The 21441-nt window shown below is 74.2% G+C and carries 21 protein-coding genes and 1 tRNA gene; 6 read left to right on the forward strand and 16 right to left on the reverse strand.

The features are described 5' to 3' along the window. Positions 1–112: 112 nt before the first annotated feature. From rho to K1J57_RS03280, 7 genes are all read right to left on the reverse strand, one after another. Entirely contained in the window at positions 113–2068 is a 1956-nt protein-coding gene (rho, locus tag K1J57_RS03250; protein WP_220562998.1) for a transcription termination factor Rho, read from the reverse strand. A 442-nt stretch (positions 2069–2510) separates the two neighbouring features. Beyond that, on the reverse strand, positions 2511–3473 hold the full coding sequence (gene thrB / locus K1J57_RS03255) for a homoserine kinase (protein ID WP_220562999.1): 963 nt from the start codon (positions 3471–3473) through the stop codon (positions 2511–2513). A gap of 91 nt (positions 3474–3564) precedes the next feature. Beyond that, complete coding sequence (gene thrC, locus K1J57_RS03260; RefSeq protein WP_220563000.1) at positions 3565–4629, reverse strand: threonine synthase; 1065 nt, start codon at positions 4627–4629, stop codon at positions 3565–3567. A gap of 234 nt (positions 4630–4863) precedes the next feature. After that, positions 4864–6150, reverse strand: coding sequence for a homoserine dehydrogenase (locus K1J57_RS03265; protein ID WP_220563001.1), 1287 nt, complete (start codon positions 6148–6150; stop codon positions 4864–4866). A gap of 55 nt (positions 6151–6205) precedes the next feature. Then, positions 6206–7591, reverse strand: a complete 1386-nt coding sequence (gene lysA / locus K1J57_RS03270) for a diaminopimelate decarboxylase (RefSeq protein ID WP_220563002.1) — start codon at positions 7589–7591, stop codon at positions 6206–6208. A 111-nt stretch (positions 7592–7702) separates the two neighbouring features. Further along, a complete protein-coding gene (locus K1J57_RS03275) occupies positions 7703–8791 on the reverse strand; it encodes a DALR anticodon-binding domain-containing protein (protein ID WP_220563003.1) in 1089 nt (362 codons plus the stop codon). Next, a complete protein-coding gene (locus tag K1J57_RS03280) occupies positions 8788–9171 on the reverse strand; it encodes a response regulator (protein WP_220563004.1) in 384 nt (127 codons plus the stop codon). Before K1J57_RS03280 ends, K1J57_RS03275 begins: the two co-directional genes overlap by 4 nt. A gap of 118 nt (positions 9172–9289) precedes the next feature. On the opposite strand from K1J57_RS03280, the gene K1J57_RS03285 reads away from it, so the two are divergent. Continuing rightward, positions 9290–9361, forward strand: a tRNA-Arg gene (locus tag K1J57_RS03285). Between the two features lie 103 nt (positions 9362–9464). Here the strand turns inward: K1J57_RS03285 and K1J57_RS03290 are convergent. Together K1J57_RS03290 and K1J57_RS03295 are read right to left on the reverse strand one after the other, a co-directional pair. Beyond that, complete coding sequence (locus K1J57_RS03290) at positions 9465–10124, reverse strand: response regulator transcription factor (RefSeq protein WP_220563005.1); 660 nt, start codon at positions 10122–10124, stop codon at positions 9465–9467. After that, on the reverse strand, positions 10121–11275 hold the full coding sequence (locus K1J57_RS03295) for a sensor histidine kinase (RefSeq protein WP_220563006.1): 1155 nt from the start codon (positions 11273–11275) through the stop codon (positions 10121–10123). The genes K1J57_RS03290 and K1J57_RS03295 overlap by 4 nt, the downstream gene beginning before the upstream one ends. Positions 11276–11433: 158 nt before the next feature. Between K1J57_RS03295 and K1J57_RS03300 the strand changes: the two genes are divergently transcribed. Together K1J57_RS03300 and K1J57_RS03305 are read left to right on the forward strand one after the other, a co-directional pair. After that, complete coding sequence (locus tag K1J57_RS03300; RefSeq protein WP_220563007.1) at positions 11434–12348, forward strand: alpha/beta fold hydrolase; 915 nt, start codon at positions 11434–11436, stop codon at positions 12346–12348. A 139-nt stretch (positions 12349–12487) separates the two neighbouring features. Further along, complete coding sequence (locus K1J57_RS03305) at positions 12488–13258, forward strand: FadR/GntR family transcriptional regulator (RefSeq protein ID WP_220563008.1); 771 nt, start codon at positions 12488–12490, stop codon at positions 13256–13258. A gap of 66 nt (positions 13259–13324) precedes the next feature. On the opposite strand, the gene K1J57_RS03310 is transcribed toward K1J57_RS03305, so the two are convergent. Together K1J57_RS03310 and K1J57_RS03315 are read right to left on the reverse strand one after the other, a co-directional pair. Beyond that, complete coding sequence (locus K1J57_RS03310) at positions 13325–14026, reverse strand: exonuclease domain-containing protein (RefSeq protein ID WP_220563009.1); 702 nt, start codon at positions 14024–14026, stop codon at positions 13325–13327. 27 nt (positions 14027–14053) lie between these two features. Beyond that, complete coding sequence (locus tag K1J57_RS03315; protein ID WP_220563010.1) at positions 14054–15256, reverse strand: MFS transporter; 1203 nt, start codon at positions 15254–15256, stop codon at positions 14054–14056. A gap of 137 nt (positions 15257–15393) precedes the next feature. On the opposite strand from K1J57_RS03315, the gene K1J57_RS03320 reads away from it, so the two are divergent. Together K1J57_RS03320 and K1J57_RS03325 are read left to right on the forward strand one after the other, a co-directional pair. Next, a complete protein-coding gene (locus tag K1J57_RS03320) occupies positions 15394–15849 on the forward strand; it encodes a MarR family winged helix-turn-helix transcriptional regulator (RefSeq protein ID WP_220565323.1) in 456 nt (151 codons plus the stop codon). An 80-nt stretch (positions 15850–15929) separates the two neighbouring features. Beyond that, positions 15930–16454 carry an LURP-one-related/scramblase family protein gene (locus K1J57_RS03325; protein ID WP_220563011.1) on the forward strand — a complete coding sequence of 175 codons (525 nt, stop codon included), beginning with the start codon at positions 15930–15932 and terminating at the stop codon, positions 16452–16454. A 46-nt stretch (positions 16455–16500) separates the two neighbouring features. Here the strand turns inward: K1J57_RS03325 and K1J57_RS03330 are convergent, their stop codons facing one another. From K1J57_RS03330 to K1J57_RS03340, 3 genes are all read right to left on the reverse strand, one after another. Continuing rightward, a complete protein-coding gene (locus tag K1J57_RS03330) occupies positions 16501–17001 on the reverse strand; it encodes a hypothetical protein (protein ID WP_220563012.1) in 501 nt (166 codons plus the stop codon). 132 nt (positions 17002–17133) lie between these two features. After that, positions 17134–17784, reverse strand: a complete 651-nt coding sequence (locus K1J57_RS03335; protein ID WP_220563013.1) for a response regulator transcription factor — start codon at positions 17782–17784, stop codon at positions 17134–17136. Next, complete coding sequence (locus K1J57_RS03340) at positions 17772–18977, reverse strand: sensor histidine kinase (RefSeq protein WP_220563014.1); 1206 nt, start codon at positions 18975–18977, stop codon at positions 17772–17774. The genes K1J57_RS03335 and K1J57_RS03340 overlap by 13 nt, the downstream gene beginning before the upstream one ends. 135 nt (positions 18978–19112) lie before the next feature. On the opposite strand from K1J57_RS03340, the gene K1J57_RS03345 reads away from it, so the two are divergent. Then, complete coding sequence (locus K1J57_RS03345) at positions 19113–19652, forward strand: DinB family protein (protein WP_220563015.1); 540 nt, start codon at positions 19113–19115, stop codon at positions 19650–19652. Between the two features lie 39 nt (positions 19653–19691). On the opposite strand, the gene K1J57_RS03350 is transcribed toward K1J57_RS03345, so the two are convergent. Continuing rightward, a complete protein-coding gene (locus K1J57_RS03350; protein ID WP_220563016.1) occupies positions 19692–20585 on the reverse strand; it encodes a bile acid:sodium symporter family protein in 894 nt (297 codons plus the stop codon). 221 nt (positions 20586–20806) lie between these two features. Then, complete coding sequence (locus K1J57_RS03355; RefSeq protein ID WP_220563017.1) at positions 20807–21340, reverse strand: ATP-binding protein; 534 nt, start codon at positions 21338–21340, stop codon at positions 20807–20809. Positions 21341–21441 lie beyond the last annotated feature (101 nt).

Consider the following 21441-nt stretch of genomic DNA (forward strand, 5'->3'; position numbering starts at 1 on the left):
CCCCGGTCTTCGCGGCGGGCGCGATGACGGGCGGGACCCCGCCGGCCCGTGACGACGGACGGCGGCCCTCCCCGGGTGGGGAGGGCCGCCGTGCGCGTCACGCGGTGGGCGCTCAGGTGGTCTTCTGCACCTGGAGCAGGAACTCCGCGTTGCTCTTGGACTCCTTCATCTTGTCCAGGAGCAGCTCGATGGCCTGCTGGGTGTCGAGCGCGTGCAGGACCCGGCGCAGCTTCCAGACGACGTTGAGCTCCTCCTGCGACATGAGGATCTCCTCCTTGCGGGTGCTGGAGGCGTCCACGTCGACCGCGGGGAAGATGCGCTTGTCGGCCAGGGAGCGGCTGAGCTTGAGCTCCATGTTGCCGGTGCCCTTGAACTCCTCGAAGATCACCTCGTCGGCGCGCGAGCCGGTCTCCACCAGCGCGGTCGCCAGGATGGTGAGCGAGCCGCCGCCCTCGATGTTGCGGGCGGCGCCGAAGAAGCGCTTGGGCGGGTACAGCGCCGTGGAGTCCACACCGCCGGACATGATGCGCCCGCTGGCCGGGGCGGCCAGGTTGTAGGCGCGGCCCAGGCGGGTGATGGAGTCCAGCAGGACGACGACGTCCATGCCCATCTCGACCAGGCGCTTGGCCCGCTCGATGGCCAGGTCGGCGACGACCGTGTGGTCCTCGGCCGGGCGGTCGAAGGTCGAGTGGATGACCTCGCCCTTGACCGTGCGCTGCATGTCGGTGACCTCCTCGGGACGCTCGTCCACGAGGATCACCATGAGGTAGCACTCCGGGTTGTTCTCGGTGATGGCGTTGGCGATCGCCTGCATCACCATCGTCTTGCCCGCCTTGGGCGGGGAGACGATCAGCCCGCGCTGGCCCTTGCCGATGGGTGCGACCAGGTCGATGATGCGCGTGGTCAGCACGCCCGGCTCGGTCTCCAGCCGCAGCCGCTCCTGCGGGTACAGCGGGACGAGCTTGGAGAACTCCTGGCGGTTCTTGGCCTGGTCGGGCGACATGCCGTTGACCGAGTCCAGGCGCACCAGGGCGTTGAACTTCTCCTTGCGCTCGCCGTCGCGGGGCTGGCGGACCGCGCCGATGATGTGGTCGCCCTTGCGCAGGCCGTGCTTGCGCACCTGGGCCAGGGAGACGTAGACGTCGCTGGACCCGGGCAGGTAGCCCGTGGTGCGGACGAACGCGTAGTTGTCCAGGATGTCGAGGATGCCCGCGACCGGCAGCAGGACGTCGTCCTCGCCGATCACCGGCTCCGGCTCCTGGCCGCCCCGTCCGCCGCGCCGGTCCCTGCGGTCCCGGCGGCGGCCCCGGCGGCGTCCGCCGAACTCGTCGTCGTCGGCTGCGCCCGCGCCGCCGCGTCCCTGCTGGCCGCCGCCCTGGCCGCCCTGCTGGGAACCTCCGGCGCTCTGGTCGTCGCCGCCGCGGTTGCGGTTGCGGCGGTTGCGCTGGCGCTCACGGCCCTGCCCGGACCGGCCTTCGCGGTCCTCGGAGCTGTCGGAGCCGGTCTTCTGGGGGGTGCTGGATGTCTTGGTCACGCTGCTCGCGGAGGTAGAGGAGTCGGTGCCGTCCACCGATCGGGGCTGGTCGCCGGCCTCGTCCCCGCGCCTGCGGGTGGAGCGGCGGCTCCGGGGCGCCTTCTCGCCCCGCCCCTGGGGGTCGGTCACGGCCTGGTCCGACGACCGGTCGGCGCGCGTGCGCGCCTCGTCCGAGCCCGACGGCTCCTGGGACCGGCTGTCGGTTGCCTCGACCTTACCGGCCTCGGGCTCGGTCTCGGTCTTCTTCGGCGATTTGGCCTTGGTCGGTGCTCCCACGGGACCGCCCTGCTTGGCCTCGATGGCGGCGATGACGTCGCTCTTGCGCATGCGCCCCGTACCGGTGATGCCCAGGCTCGACGCGAGCTTCTGCAGCTCGGGGAGCTTCAGGGCGGCGAGACCGGTGCCGCGCGCCGCGGCGCGGGACCTGCTCGGCGACGTCGTGGCCGAAGCGTCGCCGGCCTCCGCTCCGGAGGCGCCGGTGCCGTTCTTGCTGTCGACCGCCGCGTCCGTTCGGAGTTCGGTGGTGTCGCTCACTAAGGGTCCTTCCCAAGGAGCGGGCTTCGGCCGTCAGCGGGTGCTGGAGCGGCCGGCCCGGTGGTGCGAACCGGCTGGGCCGGGTAGGGCGTGCCCCACGTGGATGTCGGAAACCGGCGAGAAGACGGTCCCCTACCCGATCGCGGCGGGCTCTGGGTACAGCCAGACGTCGGGGCGGGTGGCTCGGTGGTACTGCCGATCGACCGCGGCGGAACGCTCATCCGGGGAGGAGGAGCTTGCAGCGGGGATGTCGACACGTTCGCGGAGAATCCGCGGAATCGACACACCGACCACCGCTTCCGGACGGTCGTGGGACCGGACCACCGGAGTATGGGATGCGGAGGCCGCTGTGGCGGATGAGCACTCGCCCCGCAACGGGGCATCTGGTGCTTCACCTAGCCTAACATCACCAGAGGCCACGGCTATTCCTCGACACATGGTGCTACGGATGGGGAGATGGGGACCGCACCCCCGCCTGCTCGACCGGCAGGGGGCGTATGTCCCAATCATTACCCGCACTACGACGGATTGAATCAAGCGCCTCGGCGATTTCCGGCGAACCGGCCTCCGCCTCCCCCTCCGCCACGGAGCACAGCACCAGGACCGTGGGTCCCGCCCCGGAGACCACCGCGGGGAGTTCCCACTGGTCACGCAGGGCGCGTACGAGGTCGAGGGTGCGCGGCATGGCGGGCGCCCGGTACTCCTCGTGTAGCCGATCCCGGGTGGCCGCGTACAGGGTTTCGGGATGGCCACAAACGGCCGCGGTCATCAGCGCGGCACGGCCCGCGTTGAAGGCCGCGTCGGCGTGCGGGACGCTCTCGGGCAGGAGCCCGCGGGCGCGTTCGGTGGACAGCCGCCACTCCGGGACGCACAGCACCGGGAGCAGGCGCGGGTCCGGGGCCAGGGAGACGGCGCCCCAGCGGTCGGCCTCGCGGTAGGCGACGGTGTAGCCGCCGAAGACGCACGGGGCGACGTTGTCGGGGTGGCCCTCCAGGTCGGCGGCGATCTGGTAGATCCAGTCGCGGTCCGGGCCGCCGTCGGGGCCGGTGCGCCCCAGCAGGGCCGCGGCCGCGGCGACGCCGCCGACGATCGCGGAGGACGACGACCCCAGGCCGCGCGCGTGCGGGATGCGGTTGACGCAGGTCAGCGTGAGGCCGGGCAGCTTCTCCCCGGCGCGGTCGAAGGCCTCGGCCATGGAGCGGACGACGAGGTGGCGGTGGTCCGCGGGGACCTCTCCGGCGCCCTCGCCGCTCACCTCCACCCGGAGTTCGCCGTCGTCGCGCAGCACGACCTCGAAGTCGTTGAACAGGGACAGCGCGAGGCCCAGGGCGTCGAAGCCCGGCCCCAGGTTGGCGCTGGTGGCCGGGGCGCGGACGGACACCCGGTCGGGGCGCGGTGGGGTCATGGCGGGGTCTTTCGGTGGGGTCTTCCGGTCGTGCGTGTTCACGGCGGTCCCGCTCCGGCGGGGGCGTGCGGACGCCCCCGCCGGAGGGCGCTCAGGCCAGGTCCAGGGCCCGGGCCGCGGCCAGGGCGTCGACCGGCACGGTGGTGGCCGAGGAGGCCCCGGCCAGGGCCCAGTCGGGGTCCTTGAGGCCGTTGCCGGTGACGGTGCAGACGATCCGGCTGCCGCGCTCGACCAGCCCGGCCTCGACGGCCTGGAGCAGGCCGGCGACGGAGGCCGCGGAGGCGAGTTCGACGAACACGCCCTCCTCGGCGGCCAGCAGCCGGTACGCGGCCATGATCTGGCGGTCGGTGACCTTGTCGATGATCCCGCCGGAGTCGTCGCGCGCCTGCTCGGCCAGGCTCCAGGAGGCCGGGTTGCCGATGCGGATCGCGGTGGCGATGGTGCTCGGGCTGGTGACCGGGGCGCCGTTGACGATCGGGGCGGCGCCGCTGGCCTGGAAGCCGAACATGCGCGGGTTGCGGGTGGAGATCCCGTCCCGGCTGTACTCGGTGTAGCCCATCCAGTAGGCGGAGATGTTCCCGGCGTTGCCGACGGGGATGCAGTGGACGTCCGGGGCGTCGCCCAGGGCGTCGACGATCTCGAAGGCGGCGGTCTTCTGGCCCTGGAGGCGGTAGGGGTTGACCGAGTTCACCAGGGCGACCGGGTAGTCGACGCTGAGCTTGCGGGCGAGCTCCAGGCAGTCGTCGAAGTTGCCGTCGACCTGGAGCAGGCGGGCGCCGTGCACAAGGGCCTGGGCGAGCTTGCCCATGGCGATCTTGCCCTGGGGCACCAGGACGGCGCAGGTCATCCCGGCGCGGATCGCGTAGGCGGCGGCGCTGGCGCTGGTGTTGCCCGTGGAGGCGCAGATGACGGCCTTGGCGCCGTCCTCGGCGGCCTTGGTGATGGCCATCGTCATGCCCCGGTCCTTGAAGGAGCCGGTGGGGTTGAGGCCCTCCACCTTGAGGAAGACCTCGCATCCGGTGAGCTGGGATACGCGCGTGGCGGGCAGCAGGGGCGTGCCGCCCTCCTGGAGGGTGACGACGGGGGTGCTCTCGTTGACGGGGAGGCGGTCGCGGTACTCCTCGACGATGCCTCGCCACGCCCGTGCCTTGCTCACGACAGTGTCCCTTTCGGGTGGATGCGGATCCCGCTCGATACGCATGGAGAAGATGGAGAAGCGGCGGGGCGCTGTGGCCCCGTAGCGGACCCGGGACGCTGCCCCCACCTGGTACGAGTCTACGGCCAGGCCGGGATCATCTCGAATCGCGGTCGCCCTTGTCCGCATTCCGAGACGGCCGTCGGCGGGCCGGGGCCGGGGGCGGCGCGGGTGCCGCGCCCGCCCCGGCGGCGGTCAGTCCGCGAAGGTCTCCACGCGCATCACGCTGGCGACCTCGCGGACCATGTCGTGGACGCGCAGGTCCTCGACCGTGCGGCTGAGCGCGGCGTCCGGCGCGGGGTGGCTGACCAGCACCAGCTGGGCGTCGTCGCCGCGGCCCTCCTGGCGCACGTTCTTGATCGACACCTGGTGGCGGGCGAAGATCTCGGCGACCTTGGACAGCACGCCCGGGCGGTCGGCCACGTCCAGTGCCACGTGGTAGCTGGTGATGGTGTCGCCCATGTCGTGGACGCCCAGGCCGGTGTCGTGGCCGCCCTCGGCGACCGAGGTCCCCGCCCGGCGGTTGCGCGCCACCGCCACCACGTCGCCCAGCACCGCGCTGGCCGTGGGGGTGCCGCCCGCGCCGGCGCCGTAGAACATCAGCCGGCCCGCCGACTCGGCCTCCACGAACACCGCGTTGTAGGCCTCCTTGACGCCGGCCAGCGGGTGGTCGACCGGCAGCATCACCGGGTGGACGCGCACGCCCACCGACTTGTCGTCCTCCGAGCGCTGGCAGATCGCCAGGAGTTTGACCACGCAGCCCATCGCCCTGGCGCTGGCGATGTCGGCGGCCGTCACCCCCGTGATGCCCTCGCGGTGCACGTCGGCGGCGGTCACCCGCTGGGTGTGGAAGGCCAGCCGCGCCAGGATCGCGGCCTTGGCGGCGGCGTCGAAGCCCTCCACGTCGGCCGTCGGGTCGGCCTCGGCGTACCCCAGGGCCTGGGCCTCCTCCAGGGACTCGGTGAACCCGGCGCCCAGGGAGTCCATCCGGTCCAGGATGTAGTTGGTGGTGCCGTTGACGATGCCCAGCACCCGGTTGACGCGGTCGCCGGCCAGCGAGTCGCGCAGCGGGCGCAGCAGCGGGATGGCGCCCGCCACCGACGCCTCGTAGTACAGGTCCACCCCGGCCTCGCGGGCTGCCGCGTGCAGGGTCTGGCCGTCCTCGGCCAGCAGCGCCTTGTTGGCGGTGACCACGGACTTGCCCGCCCCGATCGCCGCCAGGATCAGCGAGCGCGCCGGCTCGATCCCGCCGATGACCTCCACCACGACGTCGATGTCGGGCCGGGTGGCCAGGGCCACGGCGTCGGTGGTCAGCAGCTCGGGGGAGACGCCGCGGGCGCGGTCGATGCGCCGCACCGCGATCCCGCCGACCTCGATGGGCGTGCCGATCCGTGCGGCCAGCTCCTCGGACTGCTCCTCGATCAGGCGAACGACTTGCGAACCCACAACGCCGCATCCGAGCAGCGCCACCTTCATCGCCATTTGGGCGTGACTCCCAGTTCTCTCGTGATCCTCTGACCGTCGCCGCGCGGACCGGTCAGCCGACGTCCAGGCGGAGGAGGTCCTCCTCGGTCTCCCTGCGCACGATCACGCGGGCGGCACCGTCCCGGACCGCGACCATCGCGGGCCGCGGCAGGTGGTTGTAGTTGCTCGCCATGGAGAGGCAGTACGCGCCGGTGGCCGCGACCGCGACGAGGTCGCCCGGGCGCAGGTCGGCCGGCAGGTACAGGTCGTGCACGATGATGTCGCCGCTCTCGCAGTGCTTGCCCACCAGGCGGGACAGCATCGGCCCGGCGGCGCTCTCGCGCGAGACGAGGCGGCCGGTGTACTCGGCGCCGTACAGGGCGGTGCGGATGTTGTCGCTCATGCCGCCGTCGACGCTGACGTAGGTGCGGATGCCCTCGACGTCCTTGACCGTGCCGACCTCGTAGACGGTGACCCCGGGCGGGCCCGCGATGGCGCGGCCCGGCTCCACGGCCAGGCGCGGCACCGGCAGCCCGGCCTCCTCGCACTCGCGGCGCACGATCGACGTCAGGCCGTCGGCGATGGTCTTGGGGTCCAGCGGGGTGTCGTCGGAGGTGTAGGCGATGCCCAGGCCGCCGCCCAGGTCCAGCTCGGCCAGGGTGACGCCCAGGTCGGTGTGGATCCCGGCGAGGAAACGGGTGACGCGGCGGGCGGCCACCTCGAAGCCGGAGGTGTCGAAGATCTGGGAGCCGATGTGCGAGTGCAGGCCCACCAGGTCCAGGTGCGGCGCGTCCAGCACCCGGCGGACCGCCTCGGCGGCCGCGCCCGTGCTCAGCGCGAAGCCGAACTTCTGGTCGTCGTGGGCGGTGGCCACGAACTCGTGGGTGTGGGCCTCGACACCGGTGGTGACGCGGATCAGGACCTTCGGGGTGCGGTCCAGCCCGGCGGCGACGCGCTCCAGGCGCTCGATCTCGTCCAGCGAGTCGATGATGATCCGGCCGACGCCGGCCTCGACCGCCCGGTGCAGCTCGCGCTCCGACTTGTTGTTGCCGTGCATGCCGATGCGGTCGGCGGGCACCCCGGCGGCCAGGGCGACCGCCAGCTCGCCGCCCGAGCAGACGTCGAGCTTGAGGCCCTCCTCGATCACCCAGCGGGCGACCGCCTTGGTCAGCAGGGCCTTGCCCGCGTAGTAGACGTCGGACCCGGCGAACGCCGTGGCGTAGTCGCGGGCGCGCGCCCGGAAGTCCTCCTCGTCCATGACGAAGAGGGGCGTCTGGTAGGTGTCCGCCAGCTCGCGGACATCGACGCCGCCCACGACCAGGGCGCCGTCCTCACGGCGTGCGGTGGCGGGCCACACCCGGGGGTCGAGGGCGTTGAGGTCCTCGGGCGGCAGCGGCGGGTTGTCCTCGGGGAGGATCTCCGCGTGACGGGATCCGGCGGGGTGGGCGTAGCGGCTCATAACGGGCTTTCGGCTGGAACGGCGTGACGGGAGGGACGGCACCCCTCCCCCATTGTCCACTTCTCCGATCGGAACGCGGGCGTCGGGTGCGGCCCACCGGGCGCGGCGGGGTCACAGCCTTGTGGGCGCGGACACCCCGAGCAGGAACAGCCCGGTGCGGAGAATCCCGGCGACGGCGGACGGCAGCGCCGGGTCGGCGGTGGTGTACCCCGCCTGCGCGGTCGCGGCGGAGGGACAGGTCCGCCATTCATCGTAGGCACCGGCCAGGGTTTCCAGGTATCGGACCAGGATATGGGGTTCCTCTCGGCGGGCCGCCCCGGCCAGCGCGCTGGGGCCGTCCACCAGGGCGCGGCGCACCGGGGCGGTGTGCCGCTCGCAGGCCGCGTGCCGGGGCGCCCCCTCGGCCACCCACCGTTTCCGGGAGACCGCGTGCGCGTGGGCGTAGCGCAGCCGGAAGGCCGGGTTGGCGTCGGTCAGGCGGGCCCACGCGCCCGGGTACTCCGCCGACGGCAGCACCGGGAGGTCGCGGCCGGTCGTCTCCGTCTCGCGCGGGCGCTCGGGGATGGACCGGCAGAACGCGATGCGGGCGCTGTCCTCGCCGACCGCGCCCAGCGCCCGGGCCGCGGGGGTGAACAGCCCGGCCCGGTCGCCGTCCAGGTAGGGGTCCCGCCAGGACACCTCCCCCGCCTCCGGCACCGCGGGGGGAGCGTCGCCCGTGGCCAGGGCGATGCGGGAGCGCGCGTCCGCCCGCGCCCACCGGCGGGCCTGGGCCACCGGCCCGGCACCGTGCAGGGCGGTGCGGGGCCACTCCCCCGCCCCGTCCCACCCGCGGCCGGTGAGGAAGCGGGGGCCGTCCGCGGCCGCGCCCAGCAGGTCGTCGCGCTGGCGCGCGCCCAGGGTGACGTTCAGGAAGCCCCGGTCGTCGGCGTGCAGCCGGGCGTAGGACAGGCGGCCCCGGTCGCGCAGGTCGGCCATCCGGGCGGCGATGCGCCCGGCCACCCGCAGGTGCGGCCGCCCGGCCCCGGGGGGCAGGCGGTCGCCCACCAGGCCCACCAGGCGCGGTGCCAGGGCGGTCGCGGCGTCGGCGCCGTCGGCGGCCTGGTCGCCGCGCGGCCACACGAACGGGATCCGCTCGGCGGGCAGGTCGAAGGCGTCGGCGGCGGCGGACCTCACGACCGCCTCCAGGTCGGCCGGGGTCACCCGCGCCCCCCGAGCAGGCCGCGTACGACGTCGATCAGCGCGTCGGGGTCGAACGGCTTGGTGACGTAGGCGTCCACGCCGATCCGCTCGCCCCGCCGCACGTCCTCCTCCTGGGTGCGCGCGGTGACCAGCACGATGGGCAGCGTCCGTGTCCGTTCACCGGCGCGCAACCGCTCCGCGGTCGTCCAGCCGTCCAGCCGGGGCATCATCACGTCGAGGGTGACCACGTGCGGGTCGATGTACCCGATCCGGTCGAGGCAGTCCTGCCCGTCCACGGCGGTGAACACCTCGAACCCCTCCAGTTCGAGGTTGAGGCGGATCAGTTCCCGGATCACGTCGTCGTCCTCGACGACGAGAACCCGTGCGGGCAAGGCGTTCACGGCGCGACACTACCGCCGCGGGGGCGGGCCGCACCACCGGAACGGGGGGATCCGCCGCGCGCGGCAAACGGGTGGACGAAGCGCGCGGAGCCCCTGCTACAGTTGTTCACGCAAGCCAGCCCCCTTAGCTCAGGGGATAGAGCAACGGCCTCCGGAGCCGTGTGCGCAGGTTCGAATCCTGCAGGGGGCACACAAGACGGACCAGCGGGTTCACCCCGCTGACCAGGCGAGAAGGCGTCCTTCGGGACGCCTTTCGTGTTCCACGGCACCGGGTCCTTCCACGGTGCCGGGTCTCACGACACCAGGCCGTGGCGGTAGGCGTAGACCACGGCCTGGACGCGGTCGCGCAGGCCGAGTTTGGCCAGGATGCGCGAGACGAACGTCTTCACGGTCTCCTGGCTGATGAACAGCGCGGCGGCGATCTCGCCGTTGGACAGGCCCTCCGCGAGCAGGTGCAGGACCTCCAGCTCGCGGGGCGTCAGCGGGGAGTCGGCCGGGTCGGTGCGGGAGGGCCTGATGCGCTCGGCGTACTCGCCCACCAGGCGGCGGGTGACGTCGGGGTCCAGCAGGGCCGCACCGGAGGCCACCGTCCGGATCCCGTGCAGCAGCCGCTCCGGCGGCGCGTCCTTGAGCAGGAAGCCGCTGGCGCCCGCGCGCAGCGCCTCGTAGACGTACTCGTCGAGGTTGAACGTCGTGACCACGAGGACCCTGACGGGGTGCTCCACCCCGGCGCCGGCCAGTCGGCGGGTGGCCTCGATGCCGTCGAGCACGGGCATGCGCACGTCCATCACCACGACGTCGGGGCGCAGCCGTCCGGCGAGGTCGACCGCGGTCGCGCCGTCCGCGCACTCGCCGACGACCTCCAGGTCGGGCTGGGCGTCGACGATCGTGGCCAGCCCGGTGCGGATCAGCACCTGGTCGTCGCAGACCAGGACCCGGATCGGCGCGCTCATTCCCGGCCGCCCGCCGGTGCGGGCGCGGGGATGCGCGCGTGGACGGCGAAGCCCCCGTCCCGGCGGGGCCCGGCGGCGAAGTCGCCGCCCAGGTCCTCCACGCGTTCGCGCAGACCGGCCAGGCCGCGCCCGCCGCCGGGTGCGGCGGGGGCGGACCGGGCGCGGTCGGTGCCGACGTCCACGGTGATCTCCTCGGGGCGGTGGCGGACGCGGACGGTGGTGCGGCTGCCGTGCGCGTGCTTGAGGGCGTTGGTCAGGGCCTCCTGGACGACGCGGTGCGCGACGAGGCCGGCGCCGCCGCGCGGGGCGTCCGGCGCGTCCTCCTCGGTGAACTCCACCGGCTGCCCGGCCCGGCGGGTCCGCTCCACCAGGGGGAGCAGCCCCTCGCCGGAAGGGGGTCCCGTGTGCCCGGGGTCGATCACGTCGAGCAGGCGGCGCAGGTCGCCGATGGCCTGCCGGCCGGTGCCGGCGACCGCGGCCAGGGCCCCGTCGAGCCTTTCGGGCGCCGCGGTCAGGTGGCGGGCCGCCTCGGTCTGCACGACCATCGCGGTCACGTGGTGGGTCACGACGTCGTGGAGTTCGCGGGCGATGCGGGCGCGCTCGGCGGCACGGGTGTCCTCGGCGACCCGGCGGCGGCGCTCGGCCTCGGCGGCGCGGGTGGAGCGCAGCCACGCCCCGATCCCCCAGGAGAGGGCCAGCGCCGCGTAGAACATCACCCACTCGGCGAGGGGCTCGCCCGTCCCGACCCGCGTCAGGGCGACCGCCAGCACCGCGAAGGCCGCCGTGCCCGCCAGCAGGGTGGTGCGCCGGTACCGGTCGAGGTGGGCGCCGGCGCTGATCAGCGCGAGGGGCAGCGCGGTGCCCGCCACCAGGTGGTAGCCGGCCAGCTGGTCGAGGGCGAAACCGCACGCCACCAGGGCCAGGGCCGGGGCGGGCCACCGCCGCCGCCCGGCCAGGGGCAGGCACTGGAGGGCGGCCACGGCCAGGCCCAGGGCGTCGAGGGGGCGGTCCGGGACGCCGCCGACCTGGGTTCCGTGGTGGTGCAGTGCCGGGAGGAGGGAGGCGGCCAGGAGCAGCAGGCCCAGGGGGAGGTCCCGGAGGGTGACGTCGAGTCGCCGCCACAGGAGGAGGGGGTGCCGGAGTCTGGTCACCGGTGCAGTGTAGTGGCGCTGTGACGCAACGCCCCGGGCCGCGTCCCCCGTGCGAGCTACGCGCAGGTGCCCTCTGAGCGGTGATGACCGGCGGGCCGCCGGGTCCGTAGCGTGTCGGCTGTCCGTCCGCCGTACCGTTCCCTTCCCCGGAGGCCACCGTGTCCCGTATCGTCCGCGCCACCGCCCTGACCGCACTGTGCTGCCTCGGCCTCACCGGCTGCGGGGTGGCGTCCGACGTGGAGGAGGGGCTGGGCGAGGTGCGGGAGGACCTGGAGTCCGCCGCGGACGAGGTGATGACCGACGGGGAGCTGTTCACCGGCTCGAAGACGCTCACCGTCGACGGGGGCTCCGTGCACGTCTCCTGCTCGGGCGCCCCGGCGGACGGCCGGCCGGTCATCGTCCTGATGGCCGGGATGGGCGACGGGCTGGACACCATGGCCGACCTGCAACGGACCCTGGCCGAGGACGACCGGGTCTGCTCCTACGACCGCTTCGGCGAGGGCGAGAGCGACCCGCCGAGCGGCCCCCAGACCATCGCCGACAGCGGGGAGACCCTGACCGCCGTCCTCGACGACGTCTCCCCCGACGCCCCGGCCGTCCTGGTCGGCCACTCCCTGGGCGGGCTGATCGCCGCCCGCTACGCCCCCGACCACCCGGAGCGGGTCGGGGGCCTGGTGCTGTTGGACGCCACGTCGCCGACGATGCTCGACGACATCACCGGCGTGATCCCCGAGTCCGCCACCGGCGAGGGCGCCGAGGTGCGCGCCCAGAACATCGCGGTGTTCGAGGGGGAGAACCCGGAGAACCTCGTGATCGAGTCCGATCCGCTGGTCCGCCCGGCCGGGGACGTCCCGGTGGAGGTGGTCCGGCACGGGGTCCCCTACCTCGGCGAGATCGCCGAGTACGGCGACGAGCTGGAGCGCGTGTGGGCCGAGGGGCAGGAGAAGTGGCTGGAGCTCTCCGAGCAGAGCCGGCTGACCACCGCGTCCGAGAGCGGCCACTACATCCACGTCGACCAGCCCGGGGTCGCCGTCGAGACCGTGCGGAGCGTCGTCGAGCGGGCCGCCGGCTGAGGCCCGCCGCGCGTCGCACGGCGGGGTACCGGGTGCTCCGCACCGCGGGTGCGGGGTCTCCCGGCGGGCCGCGGCGGGGGCCCGGCCCATAGGATGACGGCACCGCGACGCGACGAGGGGAAAGCGGAGGGCCGCCGGGGTGAACGAGGCGAGTACGGGCGATGCGCCCCGGGCGGAGCCGGCCTGGCGGCCGGTCCCCCGCAGCCGGGCCTACGAGCTCGTGGTCGACCGCATCGAGGAGCAGATCGTCAGCGGCGCTCTCCGGGTCGGCGACCACCTGCCCCCCGAGCGCGAGCTCGCCTCCTGGCTGGAGGTCAGCCGTGCCGCCGTGCGCGAGGCGATCCGGACCCTGGAGGCGCACGGGGTGGTCAGCTCCTCGGTCGGCTCCGGCAAGGGGGCGGGCACCGTGGTCACCGCGATGACCAGCGGCGCGCTCACCCGGATGCTGCGGCTGCACGTGGCGCTGACGAGCTTCCCGATGGTCGACGTCATCGAGGCGCGGGTGATGCTCGAACGCACCAGTGCCGCGCTGGCCGCGCGGGAGGCCTCCGCCGAGGACCTCGCGCTGATGCGCTCCCTGGTGGACGCCATGGACGACCCGGCGCTCGGCCGTGAGGAGTTCAACGAGTTCGACACCCGCTTCCACGTGGCGATCGCCGAGGCGGCCGGGAACCGGCTGGTCGCGGACATGACCATCGCCATCCGCGAGTCGATGAAGCAGCGGGTGCTGGAGGGCTTCCGGGGCGCCGCCGACTGGCCGGCCACGTCGGAGGTGCTGCGCGGCCACCACCGGGGGGTCATGGAGGCCGTCGAGGCGCGTCGGGGCGAGCTGGCGGCGGACCTGGTGGAGGAGCACATCCGCTACGCGTTCGCGCACCTTCCGGGGTTCCGGTCCGGCGGCGACCGGTAGGGGCGGTGGCCCGCGGGGCGGCCCCCGGCCCGCGCCCGGCCTGTCCCCCGGCCGGCCCGCGGCCGGTCAGCCCGCCGCCAGGGGCCAGCTCCCGTCGATGACCGCCTCCGGGTCGCGTCCGCGCCTCAGGTAGGCCTGGAAGGACGCGGCCTGCTCGGCCTTCCAGGCCGCCTGGGCGGCGTGCAGGGCGTCCAGGTCCAGGGACGCGAGCTCCTCGTGGGTCGCGCCCAGCCGCCAGGCCAGCCGCGCCGCGGCCAGCGCGTCGGCGGCGGCCCCGTGCGCCTGGCTCTCGTCCAGGGGCACCCCGTGGTGGGCGCACACGTCGGTGAGCTTGCGGCCGCCCCGCCGGTAGGGGTCGGTGTGCTTGTCGAGCACCAGGGGGTCGATCACCCGCAGCTCCCGGAGGAACCCCGAGGACAGGCCGTGGCGCTCCAGCTCCGCGGACAGCAGCCCGAGGTCGTAGGGCGCGTTGTAGACGACCACCGGCAGCCCGTCGGCGGCGACCTTCTCCAGGGCGGCGGCGATCTCGGTGACCGCCTCCACCGCGGGCCGCCCGTTCTGGCGGGCGTGCTCCGTGGTGATGCCGTGGATGGCGGTCGCCTCCTCGGGGATCTCCACACCCGGGTCGGCCAGCCAGGACAGCTTCTCCTTGGTGCCTGCGGCCGGGTCGATGCGCCACAGGGCGGCGGTGACGATCCGGTCGGTGGCGAGGTCGAGTCCGGTCGACTCGAAGTCCAGCGCGGCCATGGGGCGGGTGTGCCAGCTCATGTGGGCCCTTCCGTTCGGGGTGCAGTCCTATCGTGCCCCCTCGCGGTGACGTTCGGTGTCCGACTCCGCCGACGGGCGGGCGTGTTCTCCGCCGGGCAGCCGGGTGGCGGCGACCATGGCGGCGAGGCCGGCCAGGGTGATGAGCGCTCCGGTCCACAGCGGGGAGGTGTACCCGAACCCGGCGGCCAGGCCCAGGCCTCCGGCCCACGCGCCCAGCGCGTTGCCGACGTTGAACGCGGCGATGTTGGCGCCCGAGGCGAGCGTGGGCGCGGCCGAGGCGAACCCCATGACGCGCGACTGGAGCCCGGGGACGGTGGCGAACCCGAGGGCTCCCATGAGCAGCAGCGCGGCCACGGCCGCCCAGGGGACGTGCGCGACCAGCGCGAACACGGCGAGGACCGCGGTGAGTGCGGCGAGCAGCCCGACCAGGGTGCGGCCCGGGTCGCGGTCGGCGGCCCGGCCGCCCAGCAGGTTGCCGGCGAACAGCCCGGCGCCGAACAGCACGAGCAGCCAGGGCACCGCCCCGGAGGAGAACCCGCTGACCTCGGTGAGCGTGAACGCGATGTAGGTGAAGCCGCCGAACATGCCGCCGAAGCCGAGCACGGTGACCGCGAGGGACAGCCACACCTGGAGGCTGCGGAAGGCGGAGAACTCCGAGCGCAGCCCGCCGGGGCCGGACTCCTCGCGCACGGCGGGCACCAGGGCGAGGATGCCGACGAAGGCGACGACGCCGATGGCGGTGATGGCCCAGAAGGTGGCGCGCCACCCGGCGGCCTGGCCGAGGAAGGTGCCGAAGGGGACGCCCAGGACGTTCGCGGTGGTCAGCCCGGCGAACATGACCGAGATCGCGGCGGCCCCGCGGCCGGGCGGGACGATGCGGGAGGCGAGCACCGCGCCGATGCCGAAGAACGCGCCGTGGCACAGGGCGGCGATGACGCGGCCGAGCATCATGACGCCGTAGTCGGCGGCCAGGGCGGAGACGGCGTTGCCCGCGATGAACAGGACCATGAGCAGCAGCAGGGCGCGTTTGCGGTCGACCCGGTGGAGCAGCGCCGTCAGGCCGACGCCGCCGACCGCGACGGCCAGGGCGTAGCCGGAGATGAGGTACCCGGCGACCGCGGGGGTGACGCCGAAGTCGGCGCCGACCTCGGGCAGCAGGCCCATGATGACGAATTCGGTGAGGCCGATGCCGAAGCCCCCGAGGGCGAGGGCGTAGAGCGCGAGCGGCATGAGGAGTGCTCCCCGGAGGTACTCGGAGACAAGGAACGTTGCGCATGCACTAGTTGCAGGCGCAACGAAAATAGTTGCACGCGCTCTCTACCTGCGCAAGCTGGTATCCTGTGGCCTCTGACACCGGGAGGCTGCACATGGGCATCGCCGACGACGCCGTCGAGATCCGGGCCCACGGCTGGCGGACCCTCGCCGCCGTGCACTCCCTCATCGAGAACGCCCTGGAGCGCGCCCTCCAGGGGGAGCACGGGCTCTCCGTGGTCGAGTACACCGTCCTGGACGCCCTCGACCGGCAGGACGGCTGGCACATGCGGATGCGCCAGCTGGCCCGCGCCGCCGCCCTCTCCAACAGCGCCACCACCCGGCTGGTCACCCGGCTGGAGGACCGCGGGCTGCTCACGCGCGTGCTGTGCGCGGACGACCGCCGGGGCATCTACACCGAGCTCACCCCGGCCGGGAAGCGACTGCTGGAGCACGCCCGGCCCACCCACGACCGGGTGCTGCGCGAGGCGCTCGCCGAGGCCGGGGCCACCCCCGAGCTGGCCCCCCTGGTGGCCGCGCTGCGCGAGCTGGAGCCCCGCCCGGCCCGCTGACCCGCGGCCCGCCGGGACCGCCGTCCACAGGGCCGCCCCCGCCCCTGGTGCGCCGCGTCGCGGCCCTCTAGGTTGGGGGCATGAAATTCCTGGTACGCGAACGTTTCTTCGACATCGGCGACGACTTCTGGGTGACCACGGAGGACGGCGAGAAGGCCTACCACATCGACGGCAAGGCCCTGCGCATCCGCACCACGTTCCACCTGGAGGACACCGACGGCAACGTCCTCACCACCATCCGCCGCAAGCTCTTCAAGGTGCGCGACCAGATGCGCATCGAGCGCGACGGCGAGACCGTGGCCACCGTGCGCGAGCGCCTCTTCGACCCGCTCAAGGAGAAGCTCGTGGTGGAGATCGAGGGCGGCCCGGAGTGGGAGGTGACCGGCGACTTCCTGGGCAAGGAGTACGTGGTCTCCGACGAGCACGGCACCATCGCGCACATCTCCCGCAAGCTGCTGCGCATCCGCGACACCTACGCGGTGGACGTCAACACCCACCGCTCCGACCTCGGCGGCGACCCGGTGATGGCGCTCAGCGTCGCGGTGGCGGTGGACGCCCTCACCGCCGACGAGGACGACGACGGGCAGGACGCCCCGGCCGAGTGACGCCCCGGCCCCCGGCGCACACCCCCGCCCCCGGTGTGCCCGGCGGTCAGTCCCCGACGGGCACGACCAGGCCGCGCTCCCAGGGGAGGTAGGGCTCCCGGCGGCTGCGCAGCACCGGGCGCGGGAGGCCGCCCTCCACGGCGCAGCGGGAGATCTCGCGCGCGGCCATGGCGCCGGCCACCCGGAAGGCCCTCGGGGTGGAGTCCTCCGCGTGCCAGCGGGCGTCGACCAGCCGGACCAGGGCGGCCAGCGGGGGCGGTCCCTCGTCGGGGCCGTACTCCTCGGCCTCCTCGGCGGCCAGGGGCGTCCAGGCCTGCCGCGCGCCCTCGGCGAAGGCGCGGGCCAGCTCCGGGGGCATCCGCTCGCCGCGCGGGCCGCGCGGCGGCACCGCGGCGTCGAACACGAAGCCGTCGGGGGCCCCGGCGGGCAGCGGCTCGGCCTCCGCCCAGGCCGCGGCGAAGTGGCCGCCCCCGCAGGTGTATCGGATGCTGCGCACGTAGACGCCGGCGACGGTGCGCGTCAGGGGTATGCGGTTCCGGGAGGGCACTCGACCCCTCCTTCCGGCGCGTGGGACGACTCGGATGCAGTCCTGATTCCCACTGAAAGGACCGAAGATACCCCGCCTTCCCCCTCCTTTCGCCCTCGCGGGCCGGAGCCGGTCAACGGAGTCCGGAAGCGGTCACCGCCGCCCTCCGTCGAGGTAGGCGAGCACGGCGCGGACCCGCCGGTGCCCGGGGTCGGCGGGGGCCAGCCCGAGCTTGGCGAAGATATTGCCGATGTGCTTGTGCACGGCGTTGTCCCCGACCACGAGCCGCTCGGCGATCTCCCGGTTGTCCGCGCCCTCGGCCATCAGCGCCAGCACCTCGCGCTCGCGCCGGGTGAGCGACCCCAGCGGATCGCCGTCGCGGCGGACCAGCAGCTGGGCCACCACCTCCGGGTCCATCACGGTGCCGCCGCCCGCCACCCGGTGCAGGGCGTCCACGAACTCCCCGACCCGGCCCACCCGGTCCTTGAGCAGGTACCCCACCCCGCCGCGGCCGTCGGCCAGCAGTTCGCCCGCGTACCGGCGCTCCACGTACTGCGACAGCACGAGCACCGCCAGGTCCCGGTGGCGCTCCCGCAGGGCGATCGCCGCCCGCAGCCCCTCGTCGCGGAAGTCCGGCGGCAGGCGCACGTCCACCAGGGCCAGCCCGGGCCGGTGCCGGTCCACGGCGGCCGTCAGGGCCCCGGCGTCGCCCGCCACCTCGGCCACCTCGAAGCCCTTGGCGGTCAGCAGGGCCTCCAGCCCGGCCGACAGCAGCACGTTGTCCTCGGCGATCACGATCCGCACGGCAGCTCCACACGGACCACCGTCGGGCCGCCCGCCGGGCTCGACACCCGCACGGTCCCGTCCAGGGCCGCCACCCGGTGGCGGATGCCCCGCACGCCCGTCCCGCGCTCCTCGTCCACCCCGCCGGGGCCGTCGTCGGCCACCCGCAGGCGCAGCACGTCCCCCTCCCGGGACAGGGAGACGTCGACCGCGGTCGGCGAGCCGTGGCGGACGGCGTTGGTCACCGCCTCGGTGACCACGAAGTAGGCGGCGGTCTCCACGGCCGCCGGCAGGCGTCCCGGGTCGGCGGTGTCCAGGCGCACCGGGACGGAGGTGCGCCCGGCCAGGGAGTCCAGGGCCCCGACCAGGCCGCGGTCGGCCAGCACCGGCGGGTGGATGCCGCGGATCAGCTCGCGCAGCTCGGTCATCGCCTCCTCGGTGCCCTCGTGGGCCCGTTCGATGATCGCGACGGCCTCGGGGTGCCCGGCCAGCGCCTCCTTGGCCACGCCCAGCTGCATGGCGATGGCCACCAGGCGGGCCTGGGTGCCGTCGTGCAGGTCGCGCTCGATGCGGCGCAGCTCGGCCCCGTGGGAGTCGACCACGTCGGCGCGGGTGCGGCTCAGCTCGTCGACCCGAGCGGCGAGCAGCTCGGCGCGGGACGGGGTCAGCCGGGCCAGGGTGAGCCGGGCGTGGACCCGGGCGGCGGGGACCAGGGCCCAGCGCAGCAGGACGAGCCCGCCGACGAGCTGCCCCGCGGTGGCGCACGCGGCCGTGACCGGGTCGTTCACCGTCAGCCACAGGAACGTCGTCTCGCCGGGCAGGGCCCACCAGAACGGGAACTGCAGCGAGGCGGGCGGCATCAGTACGGCGGTCAGGCCCAGCAGGCCGAAGGGCAGCCCGAGCAGGGGGGCGACCGGCAGCCAGCGGCCCAGTCTCAGGGTGGAGGGGGCCCGCAGGAGCCTGCGCGGGCGCGTCTCCGGTGCGGGCGCCTCCGGCACGGGGGCGCCCAGCAGCAGGGCGGCGCGCGTCCGGTGCCACCGGGCCCACCCGTCCACCGTCCGCACCCACAGGGGCAGCAGGCCCAGCCGCCCGATCGGGGCGGTCAGCGCCGCGACCGCGGTCAGCGGCAGCATGACCAGTGACACCAGGGCCGCACCCAGTGTCACGACCAGGTATCCGGCCGCCCTCCCGACCGCCGCCCACGTCGCGCCCATCCGCCGTCCTCCTTCGCCCGCACCGTCGTTCACCCGACAGTCTGGGGCATGCGGAGCGCACCGGACACTACAGCGTGCACCCGGAAACGGCCGTCGGCGGGCCGGAGTGTCCCCGTCCCGCGGGATGCTGGCGGCATGGAGCACATCCCGCCGGAGAACCTGTCACAGCCCATGTCCGCCGACCGCCCTCCCCTGCCCTCGGCCGGCGACGAGAGGGAGGTGCTCACCGCCCACCTGGACTGGCACCGCGCCACCTTCGAGGCCAAGTGCGCGGGGCTCACCGCCGAGCAGCTGTCGCTGCGGGCGGTCCCGCCCTCCACACTGTCCCTGCACGGGCTGCTCCGCCATCTGGCGGGGGTGGAGCGGTGGTGGTTCCGGATCCGCTTCGCGGGCGAGGACCTGCCGCTGCTGTACTACTCCGACGACGACCCCGACCAGGACTTCGACGACCTGGCGGGCGACCCGGCACAGGCGCTGGCCCGGTGGCGGGAGGAGGTCGCGCACGCCCGGCGGATCACGGCGGGCTCCCCGCTGGACGCGCTGGGGGCCGACGCCGACCGGGGCGGCCCCACCCAGCTGCGGGTGGGCCTGGTCAAGCTGATCGCGGAGTACGCCCGCCACAACGGGCACGCCGACCTGCTGCGCGAGCGCATCGACGGCTCGACCGGGTACTGAGGGTCCTTCCGGGGGCGGCCGGGCCGCCCCCGGTCCGGGTCAGGCGGACGCCTGTTCCGCCGCGGCGTCCTCGCGGGCGGCGCGCCGGGCGAGCAGGGCCCCGGTGGCGGCGGCGGTGAAGAACATCAGCACGCCGTAGACCGCTGAGGGGACGGCGATCTCGCTGCTGTCGAGCAGCGCCGGGCTGAGCGCGATGGCCAGGGACAGCGTGGTGTTGTGCAGGCCGATCTCCATGCAGGAGGCGATGGACTCGGGGCGGCCGGTGCCGACCAGGCGCGGGGCCCAGTATCCGATGGTGAGGCTGGCGATGTTGAACAGCAGCACCAGCAGGCCCACCGCGACGATGTAGTCGGCGATGTTCTCCCGCTCCTGGTAGATGGCCACCGCCACGACGCCCAGCAGCACGAACACCGAGGCGATCTTGACCGGCTTCTCCAGGCTCCGCGCGACCGGCTCCGCCTTGGCACGGACGAGCATGCCGATGCCGACGGGGACGAGGATGATCGCGAAGACCTGGAGGATCTTGTCGAACTGGAGGCCCAGGGTGTCGCCGCCGCTCATGAAGTAGGCCAGCGACAGGTTGGTGATGAGGGGCAGCGTGAACAGCGCGGTGAGGGAGTTGAGCGCGGTCAGCGAGATGTTGAGCGCGACGTTGCCGCGGAACAGGTGGCTGAACAGGCTCGCGGTGGTGCCGCCGGGCGAGGCGGCCAGCAGCATCATGCCGACCGCGAGGGCGGGCGGCGGGCTGAAGAGCAGCACGAGGCCGAAGCAGACCAGCGGCAGCAGGACGATCTGGCAGCCCAGGATGAGGGCGACGGTGCCGGGGACGCGGGCCAGCCGGGTGAAGTCGGGGACGGTCAGGCTCAGTCCCAGGCCCAGCATGATGATGGCGAGCGCGGCGGGGAGCGCGATCGTGGCGATGGTGGAGTCCAAGGGGGCCGGCTCCTCGTGGTCGGGCCGCCGGGGGTGCGGCTCGGTGGACGGGGGGTCGCGGACCGCGTTCGGTGACGGTGCGGAGCAGCACCGGACGGACACCCGGATTCGCGCCTTCCGGTGAGATGCGTCACATCCGACCTACTGGCCGGTATGCTCCCACGCCGCCCTCGGACATGACAAGACCCCGGTCGGGGCCGGGGCCGGGTGCGCGGGCGGGGTCAGGCGGCGGGCCAGGAGCTGCCGGTCATGTCGTAGGCGAGGTGGAACCAGACCTTGCGGATGCTGGGATGGCCGTTGTCGCCCCAGGTGGTGGCGAAGCTGTCGACCAGTGCCAGGCCGCGGCCGTTCTCGGCGGTGAGCCGGTCGGCGGTGGGGGCCACCGGGGCCAGCGGCCCGTCGTGCGGGGTGCCGTTGTCGCGGCAGACCAGGGTCAGCCCGGTGGGGGTCCGCGTCACCCGCAGCACGAAGGTCTGGCCCTCCTCCCCCGACCTGCTGTGCTTGATCGCGTTGGTCGCCAGCTCCGTGCCCAGGAGCGCGAACAGGTAGCGGAAGTCGCTGTCGCGGGCGGCCGCGCAGGTGTCCAGGAAGGCGCGCGCCAGCGGGATGTTCGCGGCGCGGCCGGGGAACTCCCAGTGCCGTTTGACGAAGGGCACCGGACGGCCGTTGAAGTAGTGCCGGTACTCGTCCGGGACCCCCGCCAGGACGGTGTCCTCGGCCTCGGCCAGGGCGGGCACGGAAACGAGTGAGGGCATGGCTGACTCCTTGGGCGGGCGGCTCAGTGGGCAGGCGAACCGTGAGAGGGGGCGGCTGCGGGAGCGTCCGGCGGCACCGCGGGGGACGGGCGGCGCGGGAC

The organism is Nocardiopsis sp. MT53 (genome assembly GCF_019598965.1).
In the GTDB taxonomy this organism is placed as follows: domain Bacteria; phylum Actinomycetota; class Actinomycetes; order Streptosporangiales; family Streptosporangiaceae; genus Nocardiopsis; species Nocardiopsis changdeensis.